The sequence below is a fragment of the Vibrio sp. 14N.309.X.WAT.E.F5 genome (assembly GCF_030397615.1).
GTDB classification, from domain to species: Bacteria; Pseudomonadota; Gammaproteobacteria; order Enterobacterales; family Vibrionaceae; genus Vibrio; species Vibrio lentus.
On sequence record NZ_JAPNXR010000004.1, the window covers coordinates 193,347 to 208,895 of the forward strand.

Annotated in this window: 10 protein-coding genes; 3 read left to right on the forward strand and 7 right to left on the reverse strand. The window is 43.6% G+C overall.

The window, feature by feature from the left end:
• The first annotated feature begins 353 nt into the window (after positions 1-353).
• Positions 354-1,622 carry an O-acetylhomoserine aminocarboxypropyltransferase/cysteine synthase gene (locus OW495_RS07120; protein ID WP_102513992.1) on the forward strand — a complete coding sequence of 423 codons (1,269 nt, stop codon included), beginning with the start codon at positions 354-356 and terminating at the stop codon, positions 1,620-1,622.
• A gap of 111 nt (positions 1,623-1,733) precedes the next feature.
• Here the strand turns inward: OW495_RS07120 and glmS are convergent, their stop codons facing one another.
• Both glmS and OW495_RS07130 read right to left on the reverse strand, forming a co-directional pair.
• On the reverse strand, positions 1,734-3,566 hold the full coding sequence (gene glmS, locus OW495_RS07125) for a glutamine--fructose-6-phosphate transaminase (isomerizing) (RefSeq protein ID WP_017104455.1): 1,833 nt from the start codon (positions 3,564-3,566) through the stop codon (positions 1,734-1,736).
• A gap of 107 nt (positions 3,567-3,673) precedes the next feature.
• Positions 3,674-4,444, reverse strand: coding sequence for a DeoR family transcriptional regulator (locus tag OW495_RS07130; RefSeq protein WP_102513993.1), 771 nt, complete (start codon positions 4,442-4,444; stop codon positions 3,674-3,676).
• Between the two features lie 429 nt (positions 4,445-4,873).
• Here OW495_RS07130 and pykF point away from each other — a divergent pair, with 429 nt between their 5' ends.
• Positions 4,874-6,286 carry a pyruvate kinase PykF gene (pykF, locus tag OW495_RS07135; protein ID WP_017104457.1) on the forward strand — a complete coding sequence of 471 codons (1,413 nt, stop codon included), beginning with the start codon at positions 4,874-4,876 and terminating at the stop codon, positions 6,284-6,286.
• 180 nt (positions 6,287-6,466) lie between these two features.
• Positions 6,467-7,138 (forward strand): GntR family transcriptional regulator, encoded by a 672-nt coding sequence (locus tag OW495_RS07140; protein ID WP_017104458.1) that lies wholly within the window; start codon positions 6,467-6,469, stop codon positions 7,136-7,138.
• A 616-nt stretch (positions 7,139-7,754) separates the two neighbouring features.
• Here the strand turns inward: OW495_RS07140 and OW495_RS07145 are convergent.
• The 5 genes from OW495_RS07145 to leuO form a co-directional block, all read right to left on the reverse strand.
• Entirely contained in the window at positions 7,755-9,638 is a 1,884-nt protein-coding gene (locus tag OW495_RS07145) for a diguanylate cyclase (protein ID WP_102327044.1), read from the reverse strand.
• Positions 9,639-9,751: 113 nt separating this feature from the next.
• Positions 9,752-10,246: an acetolactate synthase small subunit gene (gene ilvN, locus OW495_RS07150; RefSeq protein WP_008219984.1), complete on the reverse strand. Its 495-nt coding sequence runs from the start codon at positions 10,244-10,246 to the stop codon at positions 9,752-9,754.
• Position 10,247: 1 nt separating this feature from the next.
• Positions 10,248-11,987 carry an acetolactate synthase 3 large subunit gene (locus tag OW495_RS07155; protein WP_065105564.1) on the reverse strand — a complete coding sequence of 580 codons (1,740 nt, stop codon included), beginning with the start codon at positions 11,985-11,987 and terminating at the stop codon, positions 10,248-10,250.
• A 460-nt stretch (positions 11,988-12,447) separates the two neighbouring features.
• The gene (locus OW495_RS07160; RefSeq protein WP_065105563.1) at positions 12,448-14,256 is read right to left on the reverse strand and encodes a long-chain fatty acid--CoA ligase; all 1,809 of its coding nucleotides are present in this window, start codon (positions 14,254-14,256) and stop codon (positions 12,448-12,450) included.
• A 201-nt stretch (positions 14,257-14,457) separates the two neighbouring features.
• Positions 14,458-15,417: a transcriptional regulator LeuO gene (gene leuO, locus OW495_RS07165; RefSeq protein ID WP_017109318.1), complete on the reverse strand. Its 960-nt coding sequence runs from the start codon at positions 15,415-15,417 to the stop codon at positions 14,458-14,460.
• Positions 15,418-15,549: the final 132 nt, after the last annotated feature.

Below are 15,549 nucleotides of genomic sequence, written 5' to 3' on the forward strand. Positions count from 1 at the left end.
AGTTTGGAAGACGAGATGAGATAAGGCAAATAGAATAACCCTTATATATCAGTAAGAATGGGAGTTTGAGACACATGTTGAGATTTAATGAAACAAGAAAACTTACGACTCATAATCGTTCGGTCCCCAGTTCAAATCTGGGAGGGGCCACCAAATTAGAAAAGCCAGAACAGTTCATGCTGCTCTGGCTTTTTGCTTTTCTAGATCTGCACACTCACGCAGTATTCCCTACAAATAACGAATCGCTCCGCACACAGTTCCAATTGCTTCTCTGTGACTAAGCTTACTTTTCTTTTATAAAAAAGGCGGCAATATGAACGTACATAAATCGTTCAATAGTTCAGGGAAGAAACATGAAAGACGAAACACTCTCGATTCACTTCGGCTACGAAACCGATCCAACAACCAAATCGGTTGCTACTCCTATTTACCAAACCGTTGCTTATGAATTCGATGATGCGCAACACGGCGCCGACCTGTTTAACCTTGCGGTGCCGGGCAATATCTACACTCGTATAATGAACCCAACCAACGATGTGTTGGAAAAGCGCATGGCAGCCTTAGAAGGAGGAATTGCAGGCTTAGTCGTGAGTGCGGGCAGCGCCGCGATCAACTACGCGATTCAAACGCTGGCACAGATCGGTGACAACATTGTCTCCACACCTCAGCTTTACGGTGGTACTTACACCCTATTTGCTCACATGCTACCAAACCAAGGCATAGAGGTTCGCTTTGCCAAAGACGACAAGCCTGAAAGCTTAGCTGCACTGATCGATGAAAAAACCAAAGCGGTTTATTGTGAAAGTATCGGTAACCCAGCAGGCAATATTATCGACTTAGAACGTGTTGCTGAGCTTGCTCACGCACAAGGTGTGCCTGTGATTGTCGATAACACGGTGGCGACACCTGTGTTGTGTAAACCTATCGATTTTGGTGCCGATATTGTGGTGCACTCGCTCACCAAATACGTTGGTGGGCACGGAACAACATTGGGTGGCGTGATTGTAGACTCAGGTAAATTCCCATGGGCAGAGCACAAAGATCGCTTCCCAGTATTTAATCAGCCAGAACCTTCTTACCACGGTGTGGTTTATACCGAGGCTTTTGGCGAAGCCGCGTTTATTGGTCGTGCTCGAACGGTTCCACTGCGTAATACAGGCGCAGCACTGTCGCCCATGAATGCTTTTATGCTAATGCAAGGTCTAGAAACTTTATCGCTACGCATGGAGCGACACACAGAGAACGCACTAAAAGTAGCAGAGTACCTTCAGCAACATGAGAAAGTGAGTTGGGTGAGCTACGCTGGTTTACCAAGGTCTGAGTTCTATCCGCTGGCTGAGAAATACATGCAAGGTAAGCCGTCTGCCATTTTATCTTTTGGCTTGAAAGATGGTTATGAAGCCGGAGTTCGTTTCTATGATGCGCTGCAAATCTTCAAGCGCTTGGTGAATATCGGCGATGCGAAATCTCTTGCTTGTCACCCTGCCTCTACAACACACCGTCAATTAAGCGAAGCGGAACAAAAGCAGGCTGGTGTGTCACCAGAGATGATTCGTCTATCAGTAGGTATTGAACACATTGACGATATCTTAGCTGATCTAGAGCAAGCACTTAATACTTAGCGCTTAATAACAGGAAAGCTAGCTCTAACACTGATCGTTAACTAACAGACACAAAAAAGCCCATCACAGGATGGGCTTCTTATTATCTAATTTTCTTAGATAGGCTGGCGATTACTCAACCGTTACCGCTTTCGCTAGGTTACGAGGTTGGTCAACGTCGGTACCTTTGATTAGCGCGACATGGTAAGACAGCAGCTGCATCGGTACTGTGTAGTAGATAGGCGCTGTTACTTCACTTACGTGAGGCATCTTGATGATCTTCATGTTTTCATCACTTTCAAAGCCAGCGTCTTGGTCAGCGAATACGTAGAGCAAGCCACCACGAGCACGTACTTCTTCAACGTTTGATTTCAGCTTCTCTAGTAGGTCATTGCTTGGTGCAATAACGACAACTGGCATATCTGCATCGATAAGAGCCAAAGGACCGTGCTTAAGCTCACCAGCCGCGTAGGCTTCTGCGTGAATGTAAGAGATCTCTTTCAACTTAAGAGACGCTTCCATTGCGATTGGGTAGAACTCACCACGACCTAGGAACAACGTGTGGTGCTTATCTGCAAAATCAGGTGCTAGCGCTTCAATCTCTTTATCAAATGCCAATGCTTTTTCAATATCAGCAGGCAATTGATGCAGTGCTTGAACGATTTCAGCTTCTTTCTCTTCATTGATACGACCTTGTAGACGACCAATTGACGTTACCATCATCAGCATAGCCGCTAGCTGTGTTGTGAAGGCTTTAGTTGAAGCAACACCGATTTCAGTTCCTGCGCGAGTCATAAAGGCAAAATCAGATTCACGAACTAGCGAAGAACCTGCAACGTTACAGATTGTCATTGCTGACATGTAACCTTTCTCTTTTGCAAGACGAAGTGCAGCAAGCGTATCCGCCGTTTCACCAGACTGAGACAGAGTCACCAATAGGCTATTCGGACGAACAACGAAATCACGGTAACGGAATTCAGAAGCAATCTCTACGTCACAGCTTACGCCTGCTAGAGATTCAAACCAGTAACGAGCTGCCATACCTGAGTTGTAAGACGTACCACATGCGATGATCTGCACGTGCTCTACCTTGCTTAAGATCTCTTCAGCTTTAACACCGATTGCATTAGTGATTACAGAAGTGTCAGAGATGCGACCTTCCATTGTGTTGATCAGCGCTGTTGGCTGCTCAAAGATCTCTTTTTGCATGAAGTGACGGTATTGACCTTTATCACCTGCATCGTGCTCTGCGTTTGATTCAACGATGTCACGCTCAACACGCTCACCCGCCACATCAAATACCGTAACATCACGACGAGTAACCTCAGCAACATCACCCTCTTCTAGGTACATGAAACGACGAGTTACGCTTAATAGTGCAAGCTGGTCAGATGCTAGGAAGTTTTCACCAACACCAAAACCGATAACGATCGGGCTACCTGAACGAGCTACAACGATACGGCTAGGATCTTTACGATCAACTGCCACCGTGCCGTATGCACCGTCTAATTGTTTCGCTGTCTTTTGAAGCGCTTCAACCAATGAATCAGAAGTACGAAGTTCCCATTCAACTAAGTGAGCGATAACTTCAGTATCCGTTTGTGAAGTAAACACGTAACCACGCTCTTGAAGAAGAGCACGCAGTGCTTCGTGGTTTTCGATAATACCATTGTGTACAACAGCAATATCACCAGACATGTGTGGGTGTGCATTCGCTTCAGACGGCTCACCGTGCGTTGCCCAACGTGTATGAGCGATACCAGTACCGCCAATGACATGTTGCTGATCAACTGCGTCTGCTAGCTCTTGTACTTTACCAAGACGGCGCACACGAGTTAGGTTAGATTCAGTATCGACTACAGCGACACCCGCAGAATCGTAGCCTCGGTATTCTAGGCGGCGAAGGCCTTCTACTAAAATTTCGGCTACATCACGTTGTGCTACTGCACCAACAATTCCACACATAGTTTTACTCCATCAATTTCGTTTATTCCTACTGGCAGCAAGCAAAGGCCATATCTTTCATTAAGATTAATTATAGGAAGATAAATGCATAATAGTTAAAATTAGGTTTAAGCAGGATCGGTTAGGATCACTCGAACGTCATGTGATTCAATACTTGCTTGGAATTCTTTGTCCAAATCTGTATCGGTAATCAAAATATCGATGTGTTCCCACGCTAATTCCAAATTAGGGATCTTTCGTCCCACTTTTTCAGACTCAACCATCACGATCACTTCTCGTGACACTTCAGCCATAACTTTACTCAGACCAATCAATTCATTGAACGTGGTCGTGCCTCTATCAAGGTCGATACCGTCAGCTCCAATAAACAATTGGTCAAAATCGTAAGCACGAAGTACTGACTCCGCGACTTTGCCTTGGAAAGAATCCGAATGGGTATCCCAAGTACCACCCGTCATTAATAACGTTGGTTCACTTTCAAGCTCATTAAGCGCATTAGCCACGTGCAATGAATTGGTCATAACAACCAAACCACGCTTAGTATTAAGCTGCTGAATCAAGGCACCAGTCGTGCTGCCACTATCGATGACAATGCGATTATGGTCGCGAATCAAATCTGCAGCGGCTTTTGCTAATGAAATCTTTCGAGTCGAAACTTGTTGACCCAGTTCTTCGTTCACAACCTCTTTCGGTAATGAAATCGCACCACCATAACGGCGTAAAAGCTGACCGTTTTTCTCTAAAGACGCCAAGTCCTTTCTAATCGTGACCTCTGAGGTTTCGAACTTAGCGGATAATTCATCAACACTAACCTCCCCCTTTTCATTCACTAGATTAGAAATTGCATGTCTTCTGAGCTGAGTGTTTCGTTTCGACATTTTAAAAAGGCCATTAAGTTTCGATGTGAAACATATTATAGTTACAACGAAACTATTTAGTCCATTTATTTTGATCCGAAAAATTAATAAATAGCGATAAAACCTTGTCCTAAGACAATTGTTAAGCAGTGATATTGAACTCATTAGGTGGTAGAATCCGCACCCGAAAAGAAAAAAAATTACAAAACTGACCGTTATTTTTCTGCAACTTTCACCTGATATATTGGTGTAAGTCACAGAAACCCGACGTTGAATCAAAATCTTTTAGTCATAAAATGACTAAAATTGATGAAAGACTTACAACTCTGAAGGACATATTGGAAGTCCCGCGCTTTTACACAACAGGCACAAAATGTTGATGTAGCGGACCAATCTTCAGAACTTAAATAAATTTCAAATTGTAACAATACTTACCGGAGAGTACCTTCCATGAAAAAGACCAAAATCGTATGTACGATTGGCCCTAAAACTGAATCTGTAGAGAAGCTAACTGAACTAGTAGATGCTGGCATGAACGTTATGCGTCTTAACTTCTCTCACGGTGATTTCGCAGAACACGGCACTCGTATCGCGAACTTCCGTAAAGTAATGGAAAACAAAGGTGAGCAACTTGCTATCCTTCTAGATACTAAAGGTCCTGAAATCCGTACTATCAAACTTGAAGATGGTAACGACGTAGATCTAGTAGCTGGTCAAGAGTTCACTTTCACAACTGACGCAACAGTTGTTGGTAACAAAGACGTAGTAGCAGTAACTTACCTAGGTTTCGCTAAAGACCTAACTGCAGGTAACACTATCCTTGTTGATGACGGCCTAATCGAAATGGAAGTTATCGCAACAACAGAAACTGAAGTTAAGTGTAAAGTTCTTAACAACGGTGCTCTAGGCGAAAACAAAGGTGTTAACCTTCCTGGCGTTTCTGTTCAACTTCCAGCTCTTTCTGAAAAAGACAAAGCTGACCTTAAGTTTGGTTGTGAGCAAGGCGTTGATTTCGTAGCTGCTTCTTTCATCCGTAAAGAAGACGATGTTAAAGAAATCCGTGAGCTTCTAAACGCTAACGGCGGCGAAAACATCCACATCATTTCTAAGATTGAAAACCAAGAAGGTGTAGATAACTTCGATTCAATCCTTGAAGCTTCTGACGGCATCATGGTTGCTCGTGGTGACCTAGGTGTTGAAATCCCAGCTGAAGAAGTAATCTTCGCTCAGAAAATGATGATCGAGAAGTGTAACCGTGCACGTAAGATGGTTATCACTGCAACTCAAATGCTTGACTCTATGATCAGCAACCCACGTCCAACTCGCGCAGAAGCGGGTGACGTTGCGAACGCAATCATGGATGGTACTGATGCAGTAATGCTTTCTGGTGAAACTGCTAAAGGTAAGTACCCAGTTGAAGCTGTTACTATCATGGCTCAAATCGCGAACCGTACTGATTCAGCTCTTAAAGCTGAACTAGGTTCTCGTCTAGACAGCCCACGTCTACGCATCACTGAAGCAGTATGTAAAGGCGCGGTAGACACAGCAGAGAAGCTAGCTGCTCCTCTAATCGTTGTTGCAACTGAAGGCGGTAAGTCTGCACGTTCAGTACGTAAGTACTTCCCAACTGCAAACATCCTTGCTCTAACAACTAACGAAAAGACAGCTGCACAGCTAGTTCTTACTAAAGGTGTTAAGCCAGTTCTTGTTGACTCTATCGAGAACACAGACGCTTTCTACATCAACGGTAAAGAAATCGCTCTACAATCTGGCCTAGGTAACAAAGGCGACATCGTAGTTATGGTTTCTGGTGCTCTAGTTGCTTCTGGTACTACAAACACAGCGTCTGTTCACGTTCTATAATCGAGAACAGCAACGCAATAAAATATAAAAGAGGGCTTCGGCCCTCTTTTTTTATGAAACAATATCTTGCCTAACTTTTCAGTACGCTGTATTATCAATACATAATAGAACTACGTACTGTTAACTTCCAATTGACTCTTTCTAAGAGACGGATTAGCAGACTAGAAATCAAATATATACATGAGGTTTGTAATGTCTAGTCCTACTCTCACTGATAAAGTATCGAAAATGATTCGCCAAGATATCCTGAATGGTGAATTGCTCCCTGGCCAAAAACTCGTTGTTGCTGATCTAAAAAGTAGATACAACGTGGGTGCATCGCCAATTCGTGAAGCCTTGGTACAATTGTCTTGGAGCAAGTACGTAAAACTAGAGCCACAAAAAGGCTGCTGGGTATCTCCGGTATCAAAGAAAGAACTTAACGATTTGTACGAAAGCCTTCGTGTTGTCTCTTCCGTTCTGCTTAAAAAAGCCATTTCATCAGGCGATGAGAGCTGGGAATTAGAAGTACTGACGTCTTACCATAAACTGTCTAAAATCCAATATGTGGCAGAAGAGTTTGACTGCGCTGAGTGGGAAGAACGTCACCAACAGTTCCATGTATCACTGCTTGAAGGCGCGGATTCAGAGAACATGTTTAAATTCTTTGATGACTTGATCAACCAAGTTAAGCGTTATCGTTTCCTAGTTCTATCGGCTGAAACAGTGACAGATGATCTGTTCAATATCGATGAACACGAAATGATCATGAAGCTAGTACTCGCTAAAAATGTCGATCAAGCGACAGAGTTGCTGGATCAACACCTGCTAAGCTCAATGAAACGAATTGAAGAAGTTATCGAAGCGGCATAAAGCCAAGATAGATTCTAACCATATAAAAACGGAGCCTAATGGCTCCGTTTTTTATTTCCAGTATTACGACTGAACTACCACCCAAAAAACTCTTTGTGATGAGTATTGAGCAGCACAACCATAGGTAAAAAATACAACGCACTCAGTTGAAAACCAAGAATGACTAATGTGCCTATGGTTAACCTCACTAAAAAATCGACAAACATACTACGCCTCTTTTCACTCGACAGTATGATCCCCAAATGCTTGCTCCAGCTAACCCAATTCGACTGTTACGCTTCAACTCATTAATAAAGCGAGCTAATCCAATGAATTAATTTAACGGTGTCATCCTTTTACTTCCGGTAAACACTCTATTTATTGCACCGTCTAACACGATGAAATCTGAAGTACAGCCATTTGCTTATTGTTCAGTTTAGCTCAAATTATCGCCAACATTAGACTTTAGTCTAACTCGCTAATGTTTGTGACACGGATCTTTCCAAAGTGAGATTTGCAGGATTGTTCAGTGTTGAGAGTAGATAAATTGCTCATTCAATAGAGATAAGTGAAGAGGGATAAGTCGGAGAAAGGATGAAGGTTTCATAGGTATTCAAACACGATTGAATACAGAGAATTAAGCGACATCAGCATGGCTTGGGCACAAAGACACAGTATTGCGACCTGACGATTTGGATTCGTAGAGCCCAACATCGGCACATTTGTACGAACGAGTACTGTTACTGGTTAAATCCGTAAAGCCGACGCTTACTGTCACTTTAGTCCCCGCGGCTAGCTCTATCTCGATGCGTAAACGATCTAAGACGCGTTTTGCTTCAGGCAGAGTGGTGTGTGGCATCAGCAGTGCAAACTCCTCTCCCCCAACACGAGCGACAAAGTCAGTAGTTCGCAGGCTGTCCTGCAAAAGCTTGGCAACACTAGCAATCACACGGTCGCCTTCATCATGTCCAAGCTCGTCATTGATTCGCTTGAAGTTATCAATATCGACCAAAGCCAAGCAAGTCGTCGCTTCGTTAGGGTAACGCTCAACTAAACGAGAATAGTAGGCGAGCTGCTCTTCGAACTTGCGACGGTTCCAGAGGTTGCTCAAAGAGTCTCGCTCGCTTAGAACGCGTAAACGGACTTCAAGTTCTTTTCTCACCGAGATGTCGACCAGTGACGTAATGTAGTAACTGATTTTGCCCGAGTTGTTTTTGACCGCGTGAACTCGCATGATCGCAGTAAAAGGAATACGAAGTTTGTTCTTACACAACACTTCCCCTTCCCAAACTTCTTCTTGCTCTAGGTGCTGCCAGATTGAATCACTAGAGAGTGTCTGTTCGGTATTTTCCAGAAGCAGTTGTAAGGCGTTCTGTCCAATGACTTGCTTTTTACTGTAACCCGTTATGTTTTCAAACTCGTTATTGATCATCATGGCACGATGTTGCTTATCAGAGATCATCACCGCTGACATACCATTCAATGCCGCTCGCGCTAACTTACTTTCCAAGCTGCGTCGTCGATAGTGAGTCACGAGATAAGCGAACGGAAAGGCAAAGATCAAAACAGTAAAGAGGACGATGATCTCTTCATGAGCAAGATCATTGAGATCGCGCTCTGCACGAGCAAGAAGCTGTTTTTCATTAAGTTGAATGAGCAAATGGACCTTTTGATTGTTCGCTAGCATAACTGTGTTAAACGCAAACAAATTACCATCCTCAAAAACGTGTCCCGCCTGCTCATTGGAGATTGCATCCCAAGTCTTCGGTGCGATGTTTTTTAGGTTGAAGCCTTTTCGTTCAGGAATAGAGTCGCCGAATAGCTTACCGCTGTTGTTACTCGCGATGTAATAACCGGCTTCATTGAGCACTTCTGCTTTAAGGTCATTATCAGGTGAATAACTAAGACGCGACGATAAACCCCATACGTCGAGATTTATAACAAGATAGCCGACTCTTTTTTCAGGTGTTTCTACGGGAGTAAAGACACGAATGACCGGAATATAAGGCAAGATTACCTCACCATGCTCAGTTTCAAGTTCAATGCCCCAGCCGCCAATCTGCTCGGCTTCTAGTTTTTGAGCGTATTCGAAGTAACTAGAGTCAGACTTATCTTGAAGCTCTTGAGGTATCGTTATATAGCCTGTTTCAGCGGAATAATTTACGCGAACCAGCTCTTTACCCGCGATATCTAACAGGTGGATCTGCGTATACCATTTCTGGTTCACTAGGACAGACTGCCAAACCTCTTCAAGTAGATCTTTGGTTTGGTTAGATGGAGAAGAAGCAAAATCAACCAAGCTTTGACTGTGACTTAACAGCCCCATCACGGAGACTAATTGGGTCTTAAGAAGATCATAATCTCGTTTGGCATACACTAACTGATGAACGGCTTGTTTCGCTGAGTAGTCGAAGCTCTGCTGTTTCACTTCTTGATAGCGTTGTAGGTAATAAAGACCTACAGCAGAAGACAGTGTGATAGAGATAATCAGCAATGTAATTATTGATTTTTTATTTCTCATTGCTAACTCAGGTGAATGGAAGTGAAGCGCGGGATTATAGCACTCTAAATAATGAACAAAATAAAAGCCGCTTAAAAAAGCGGCTTTAAAACTATTTTTCCAATAACGATCGCTTACGCTTTTAGTGCACGCTCACCGCGAGCAATGCCAACGACACCACTTCGAGCTACTTCAAGCACTTCCGTTACTTCAGATAATGCCTGAATGAACGCATCAAGCTTCTCGCTAGTACCGGCCATTTGCACCGTGTATTGCGAAGCCGTTACATCAACGATCTGACCACGGAAAATATCTGCGGTGCGTTTCACTTCTGCACGAGCAAAGCCGCTAGCGCGTACTTTTACCATCAGAAGTTCACGCTCGATATGCTCAAGCTCAGACACTTCTTGTACCTTAAGTACGTCGATCAGTTTGTGTAACTGCTTCTGAATCTGCTCAAGCTGCATTTCGCTTGAGTTAGTGGTGACATTAAGACGAGAAAGCGTTGGATCATCCGTAGGAGATACATTCAAAGACTCGATGTTGTAGCCACGCTGAGAAAACAAGCCAACCACTCGAGAAAGTGCACCTGGTTGGTTTTCCATTAATAGTGAAATGATGTGTCTCATATTATGTTCTCTCCGTTTTGCTTAGCCACATGTTATCCATACCCTCGCCTTTGATCTGCATTGGGTATACGTGCTCGGTGTCATCAACACTGATGTCGACAAATACCAGACGGTCTTTCATTGCTAATGCTTTTTCCAAGCCTGATTCCAATTCATCCGGAGATGAAATACGCATGCCAACGTGGCCATAAGCCTCTGCAATCGCAGCGAAATCAGGAACAGAGTCCATATATGAGTTAGAGTGACGACCTTGATAAACAATGTCTTGCCACTGTTTTACCATTCCTAAGAAACGGTTGTTCAGGTTAATGATCTTAACCGGAATATTGTATTGAAGCGCTGTCGATAGCTCTTGGATATTCATCTGAATACTGCCATCACCCGTTACAACAACGACTTCTTCATCTGGCTTAGCAAACTTAACGCCCATACCTGCAGGTAGACCAAAGCCCATCGTGCCTAAACCACCAGAGTTAATCCAACGGCGTGGTTTATCGAACGGATAGTACAGTGCAGCAAACATTTGGTGCTGACCAACATCCGAAGCAACATATGCATCGCCATTGGTTACTTTATGAAGAGTTTCAATAACTTGCTGGGGCTTAATACGCTCAGAAGATTTGTCATACGCTAAGCAATCACGTTCTTGCCATTGCTTGATTTCGCTCCACCAGCTTTCCATCGCTTGCGCGTCATTGGTTCCGCCTTGTTCAACAAGCAGGTTAACCATGCTCTCTAGTACTTTCTCAGCTGAACCTACAATCGGTAGATCCACTTTTACGTTTTTAGAGATAGAAGACGGGTCGATATCAATATGCATGATCTTCGCATCAGGGCAATACTTGTCTAAATTATTCGTTGTACGGTCATCGAAACGTACGCCGATACCAAAGATCAAGTCCGCATTGTGCATCGCCATATTGGCTTCATACAAACCATGCATACCCAACATACCCAAAGAGTTTTTATGAGTACCAGGGAAAGCCCCAAGCCCCATTAGGGTGCTTACGACTGGTAAATTCAGTGCTTCTGCCAATTTTAACAGTGGCTTATCTGCCTCAGAAATAACCGCACCACCACCGACGTAAAGCACCGGTTTTTTCGCTTCAAGAAGTGCCTTTAATGCCTTCTTGATCTGTCCTTTATGCCCAGTAAGCGTTGGATTATACGAACGCATTTTTATTGTTTCAGGGTATTCATAAGGAAGTTTGATTTGTGGGTTTAGAATATCTTTAGGCAGATCGATAACCACAGGACCGGGACGTCCTGTCGTTGAAATATAGAATGCTTTTTTAACAACGTCTGGGATATCTTCCGCTTTCTTAACGAGGAAGCTGTGTTTAACGATCGGACGGGATACACCCACGATGTCACACTCTTGGAAGGCGTCGTTACCAATCAAGCTATTTGGTACGTTACCAGAAATAACAATCATTGGAATTGAGTCCATGTACGCCGTTGCAATACCAGTTACGGTATTGGTCGCGCCCGGACCAGAACACACAAGTACCACACCCGGTTTACCGGTCGAACGAGTATAGCCATCTGCCATGTGGGTAGCGGCTTGTTCGTGTCGTACTAATACGTGTTTAATTTCAGCAGTTTTAGCATGCAAGGCATCATAGATATCAAGTACAGAACCACCTGGGTAACCAAAGATTTGTTCTACACCCTCTTCAATTAGAGACTGCACCACCATCTCAGCGCCGGATAACATTGCTGTTTCAGGTTTTGTTGTCATATTGCTCTCCTCACCAGTTTCCAATCACATTTGGTGAACATGTTGGGCTGGTTTTACATAGTCTAGGGCTTATTCGTAGCCTAATTCGAAATACTTCCACTTTTTCGGCTATGGCTGTCTGTCGTGATAACAACAAACAGTAATACGAAACAACTTTAACGCTTTATTATCATCTGGTCTAACACCAGAGATCCGACAATTATGTCAAAAAACCAACTATTAGCTGAAAGCATCAAATAAAACCCAAGACAAAGCCAATAGTTAGATTTAAAAACTAGTTAGCACCTAAAAAAAAGAGCTAAATATTCAAATGAATCGCAGTTTATCGATTAATTACGCCCTTATTGATGTGCGCTTTCGCACATTGTGCTGTGTCAGTAGGCATAAAAAATCCCCCTAAAAATGCAATCACATTCGTAGGGGGATTTTTAAACAACTGAAAATTTATCTAAGCAGAAAACTACTTATCTTTAGGCTTTTCATTGTACATTTCTTCGATTTCGTCTTGATACTTATCGTTGATAACTTTACGACGCAATTTTTGAGTAGGTGTCAGTTCGCCATCATCCATAGAAAATGCTTTTGGCAACAACTTGAATTTCTTCACTTGTTCAAACTTAGCCAACTCTTGCTGGAGGTCATTCACGCGCTTCTCTAGCATCTCGACAATCTGGTGATGTTTAACAAGCTCAACACGGTCGTGATACTTGATATTCAGTTCTTTGGCATACTCTTCTAGCGAGTCATAACAAGGAACAATCAGCGCAGAAACGAATTTGCGTGTATCAGCGATAACAGCAATCTGTTCGATAAAGTGATCTTTACCAATCGCACCTTCCACCACTTGCGGTGCAATGTACTTGCCGCCAGAGGTTTTCATTAACTCTTTGATACGGTCGGTAATGAACAGGTTTCCATTTTCATCAAAATGACCCGCATCGCCGGTTTTCAGGAAGCCGTGCTCATCAAAAGTCTTAGCTGTCTCTTCTGGCATCTTGTAGTAACCGCGCATCACCATTGGGCCACGAACAAGAATCTCGTTCTTCGCACCAATTTTCACTTCTGCGCCTGGCATCGACATACCAATAGAATCAGGGTTAAAACAACGATCATCCCAGCATGATACTGTCGCCGTTGTTTCTGTCATGCCGTAGCCAAGTTTTACGTTGATACCGATAGCATGGAAGAAGCGACCAATGGTCTCATCCAGCTTCGCGCCACCACATGGCATGAAGTTAATGTTGCCACCTAGCAATGCTCGAAGTTTAGATAGCACAAGCTTATCGGCTAGCGCATGGCTCTTCTTCAACATTAACGATGGTGTACGACCTTCTTGGTGACAAACAGAGAGCTTAGCCCCCATGTTCACCGCCCAAGTAAAGAGCACTTTACGGATAAACGGTGCTTTCGATACCTTCTCGTGAATCGCCGAGAAGATCTTCTCGTAGAAGCGAGGAACCGCAGACATAACCGTTGGTTTAACGTCGCTCAACGCATCACGAACTTGCATGGTGTCTTGCAGATAGCAGTTGGTTGCGCCTTTATATAGGACATAGAAAGTCCAAGCGCGCTCAAACACATGTGATAAAGGTAAGAAACACAGTGAGACATCGTCTTTAGTCAGGCTAAGACGCTCATCGTGACCTTCTAGTTGATAGCCAATATTAGTGTAATCAAGCATTACGCCTTTCGGCTGGCCTGTAGTACCAGAGGTATAGATGAGAGTGAGTAGATCATCCATGCTTGCAGCTGCGAGACGAGCGTCAAGTTCAACTTGTTGAGCTTCAGCCCCACGCGCCATAAAATCTTGCCAAGACACCGTAAAACTGTGCTCTTGAGTATCGATGTCAGCAGACATAGCGACGATGATTTCAAGCTGTTCACACTCTTCGAAGATGTTAACAGCAGCATCAAACTGAGCTTGCTCACCAACAAATAAGATCTTCACATCCGCATTCTGGATAATGTAAGAAGACTGTGCAGCGGTGTTCGTTGGGTAAATCGGCACTGTCACAAGACGAGCTTGTAGGGATGCAAAATCTGCCACAGTCCACTGAGGCATATTATTGGAATAGATACCGATCTTATCTTGAACTCTCAATCCTTGAGCCAACAATGCTAATGAAAGCGTATCGATTTGCTGTCCAAATTGTTCCCAGCTAATACCTTGCCATACATTGTCTACTTTGTGCTTCAAAGCTGTACGGTTGCCACCTTGGGCAATCTGGTCACGAAGTCTTTTTACGATATGAAAATCTAAATTGGCCATCTCTTTACCTTTGGCTTACACCTGTAAGCTTTTTTGAGCGCACAAGTGTACCTCTGATCATGGAAAAGGCAACTGATGAAGCTCAAAGTTATAAGTAATAGTACGTCTCACGCTAAGTTTTCTATCAACAAAAATAGCAGGTACAAAAAAGCCCCAAGCCAGAGTCCCAGCTTAGGGCTTACAAATCATAGGGATTAGTGCTTATTTAAGCGCTACAACTTCGCCACAGATCATCATTAATTGATCTCGTAACCAAATGTGTCCTTTATCCTTTTCACTTGATTCGTGCCAGCTTAGGAAGCCAGAAATTGCCGCATTATCGAATGGGAAATCTAGAATCTGAAGCTGATCTTTGTTCGCTGCATGCTCAACCATCCAACGAGGAGCAATCGTCACAAGCTCAGATTGACCAACAACGTAAAGTACGTTGCTTAAGCTCGTACCTTCGTAGAAAGGTGTGCAATCGAGGTCACGGTACGCTTGCTCAGAGAAGCTACGTTGACCATGAATACGAGACAGTTTTGCGTGTTTTTCGTTAAGCAGCTCTGCCGCTGACACTTCACCGTTGATACGTGGGTGAGAAGCAGAAGCAACAACAACTAATTCGTCTTGGAAGATCTCAGTGCTTGAGAAGCCTTGCTCATCAAAGCGAGCGTAATCAATCACGAAGTCGATTTCTTGGTAGCGCATACGCTCAGAAAGTTGACGATCAAACTCAGCATCCATATGCAGTTTAACGCTAGGTGCTTGGTCGTTGATTGTCGACATAATCTTAGGAGCAAAACGCATGTCACATGGGCTGCAAATCGCAAGTTTAAACAGGCGAGAAGAAGACTCAGGAGAGAACACAGAACTTGGTAGTTCGTTGCGCACTAATTGTAGAGCTTGGCGGATTGGACCAAACAATTGACGAGCACGTTGAGTCGGCTGAATACCACGACCTTGACGCATGAATAGTTCGTCGTTAAACATCACTTTTAGACGAGCAACTGCGTTACTTACCGCTGGCTGAGACATGCCCAGATTGTGAGCTGCACGCGTAATGTTTTGCTCTTGCATTACTGCATCAAATACAGTCAAAAGGTTTAAGTCTACTCCACGAAGTGTGCTTTCCATTCTGTAGCTTGCAATTGCACTCATTGCGTCTTTTTTCTCTAACATTCAAGTTGCCTCTTGTCGGTTCGACAGCGTTAAATTGGTAATGGTATGGGAATAGATAACCACTAATTCTTATATTTATCAGACCGATGTTTTTCGGATTACCACTACTATTAACCAATAATTCGCACGCTA

What these genes read in the sequence shown, in the direction of transcription:
- OW495_RS07130 (WP_102513993.1), bottom strand. Translation starts at nt 4,444, where the DNA reads ATGTCGAAACGAAACACTCAGCTCAGAAGACATGCAATTTCTAATCTA.
- OW495_RS07140 (WP_017104458.1), top strand. Translation starts at nt 6,467, where the DNA reads ATGAGGTTTGTAATGTCTAGTCCTACTCTCACTGATAAAGTATCGAAA.
- OW495_RS07120 (WP_102513992.1), top strand. Translation starts at nt 354, where the DNA reads ATGAAAGACGAAACACTCTCGATTCACTTCGGCTACGAAACCGATCCA.
- OW495_RS07145 (WP_102327044.1), bottom strand. Translation starts at nt 9,638, where the DNA reads ATGAGAAATAAAAAATCAATAATTACATTGCTGATTATCTCTATCACA.
- OW495_RS07160 (WP_065105563.1), bottom strand. Translation starts at nt 14,256, where the DNA reads ATGGCCAATTTAGATTTTCATATCGTAAAAAGACTTCGTGACCAGATT.
- leuO (WP_017109318.1), bottom strand. Translation starts at nt 15,417, where the DNA reads ATGTTAGAGAAAAAAGACGCAATGAGTGCAATTGCAAGCTACAGAATG.
- glmS (WP_017104455.1), bottom strand. Translation starts at nt 3,566, where the DNA reads ATGTGTGGAATTGTTGGTGCAGTAGCACAACGTGATGTAGCCGAAATT.
- pykF (WP_017104457.1), top strand. Translation starts at nt 4,874, where the DNA reads ATGAAAAAGACCAAAATCGTATGTACGATTGGCCCTAAAACTGAATCT.
- OW495_RS07155 (WP_065105564.1), bottom strand. Translation starts at nt 11,987, where the DNA reads ATGACAACAAAACCTGAAACAGCAATGTTATCCGGCGCTGAGATGGTG.
- ilvN (WP_008219984.1), bottom strand. Translation starts at nt 10,246, where the DNA reads ATGAGACACATCATTTCACTATTAATGGAAAACCAACCAGGTGCACTT.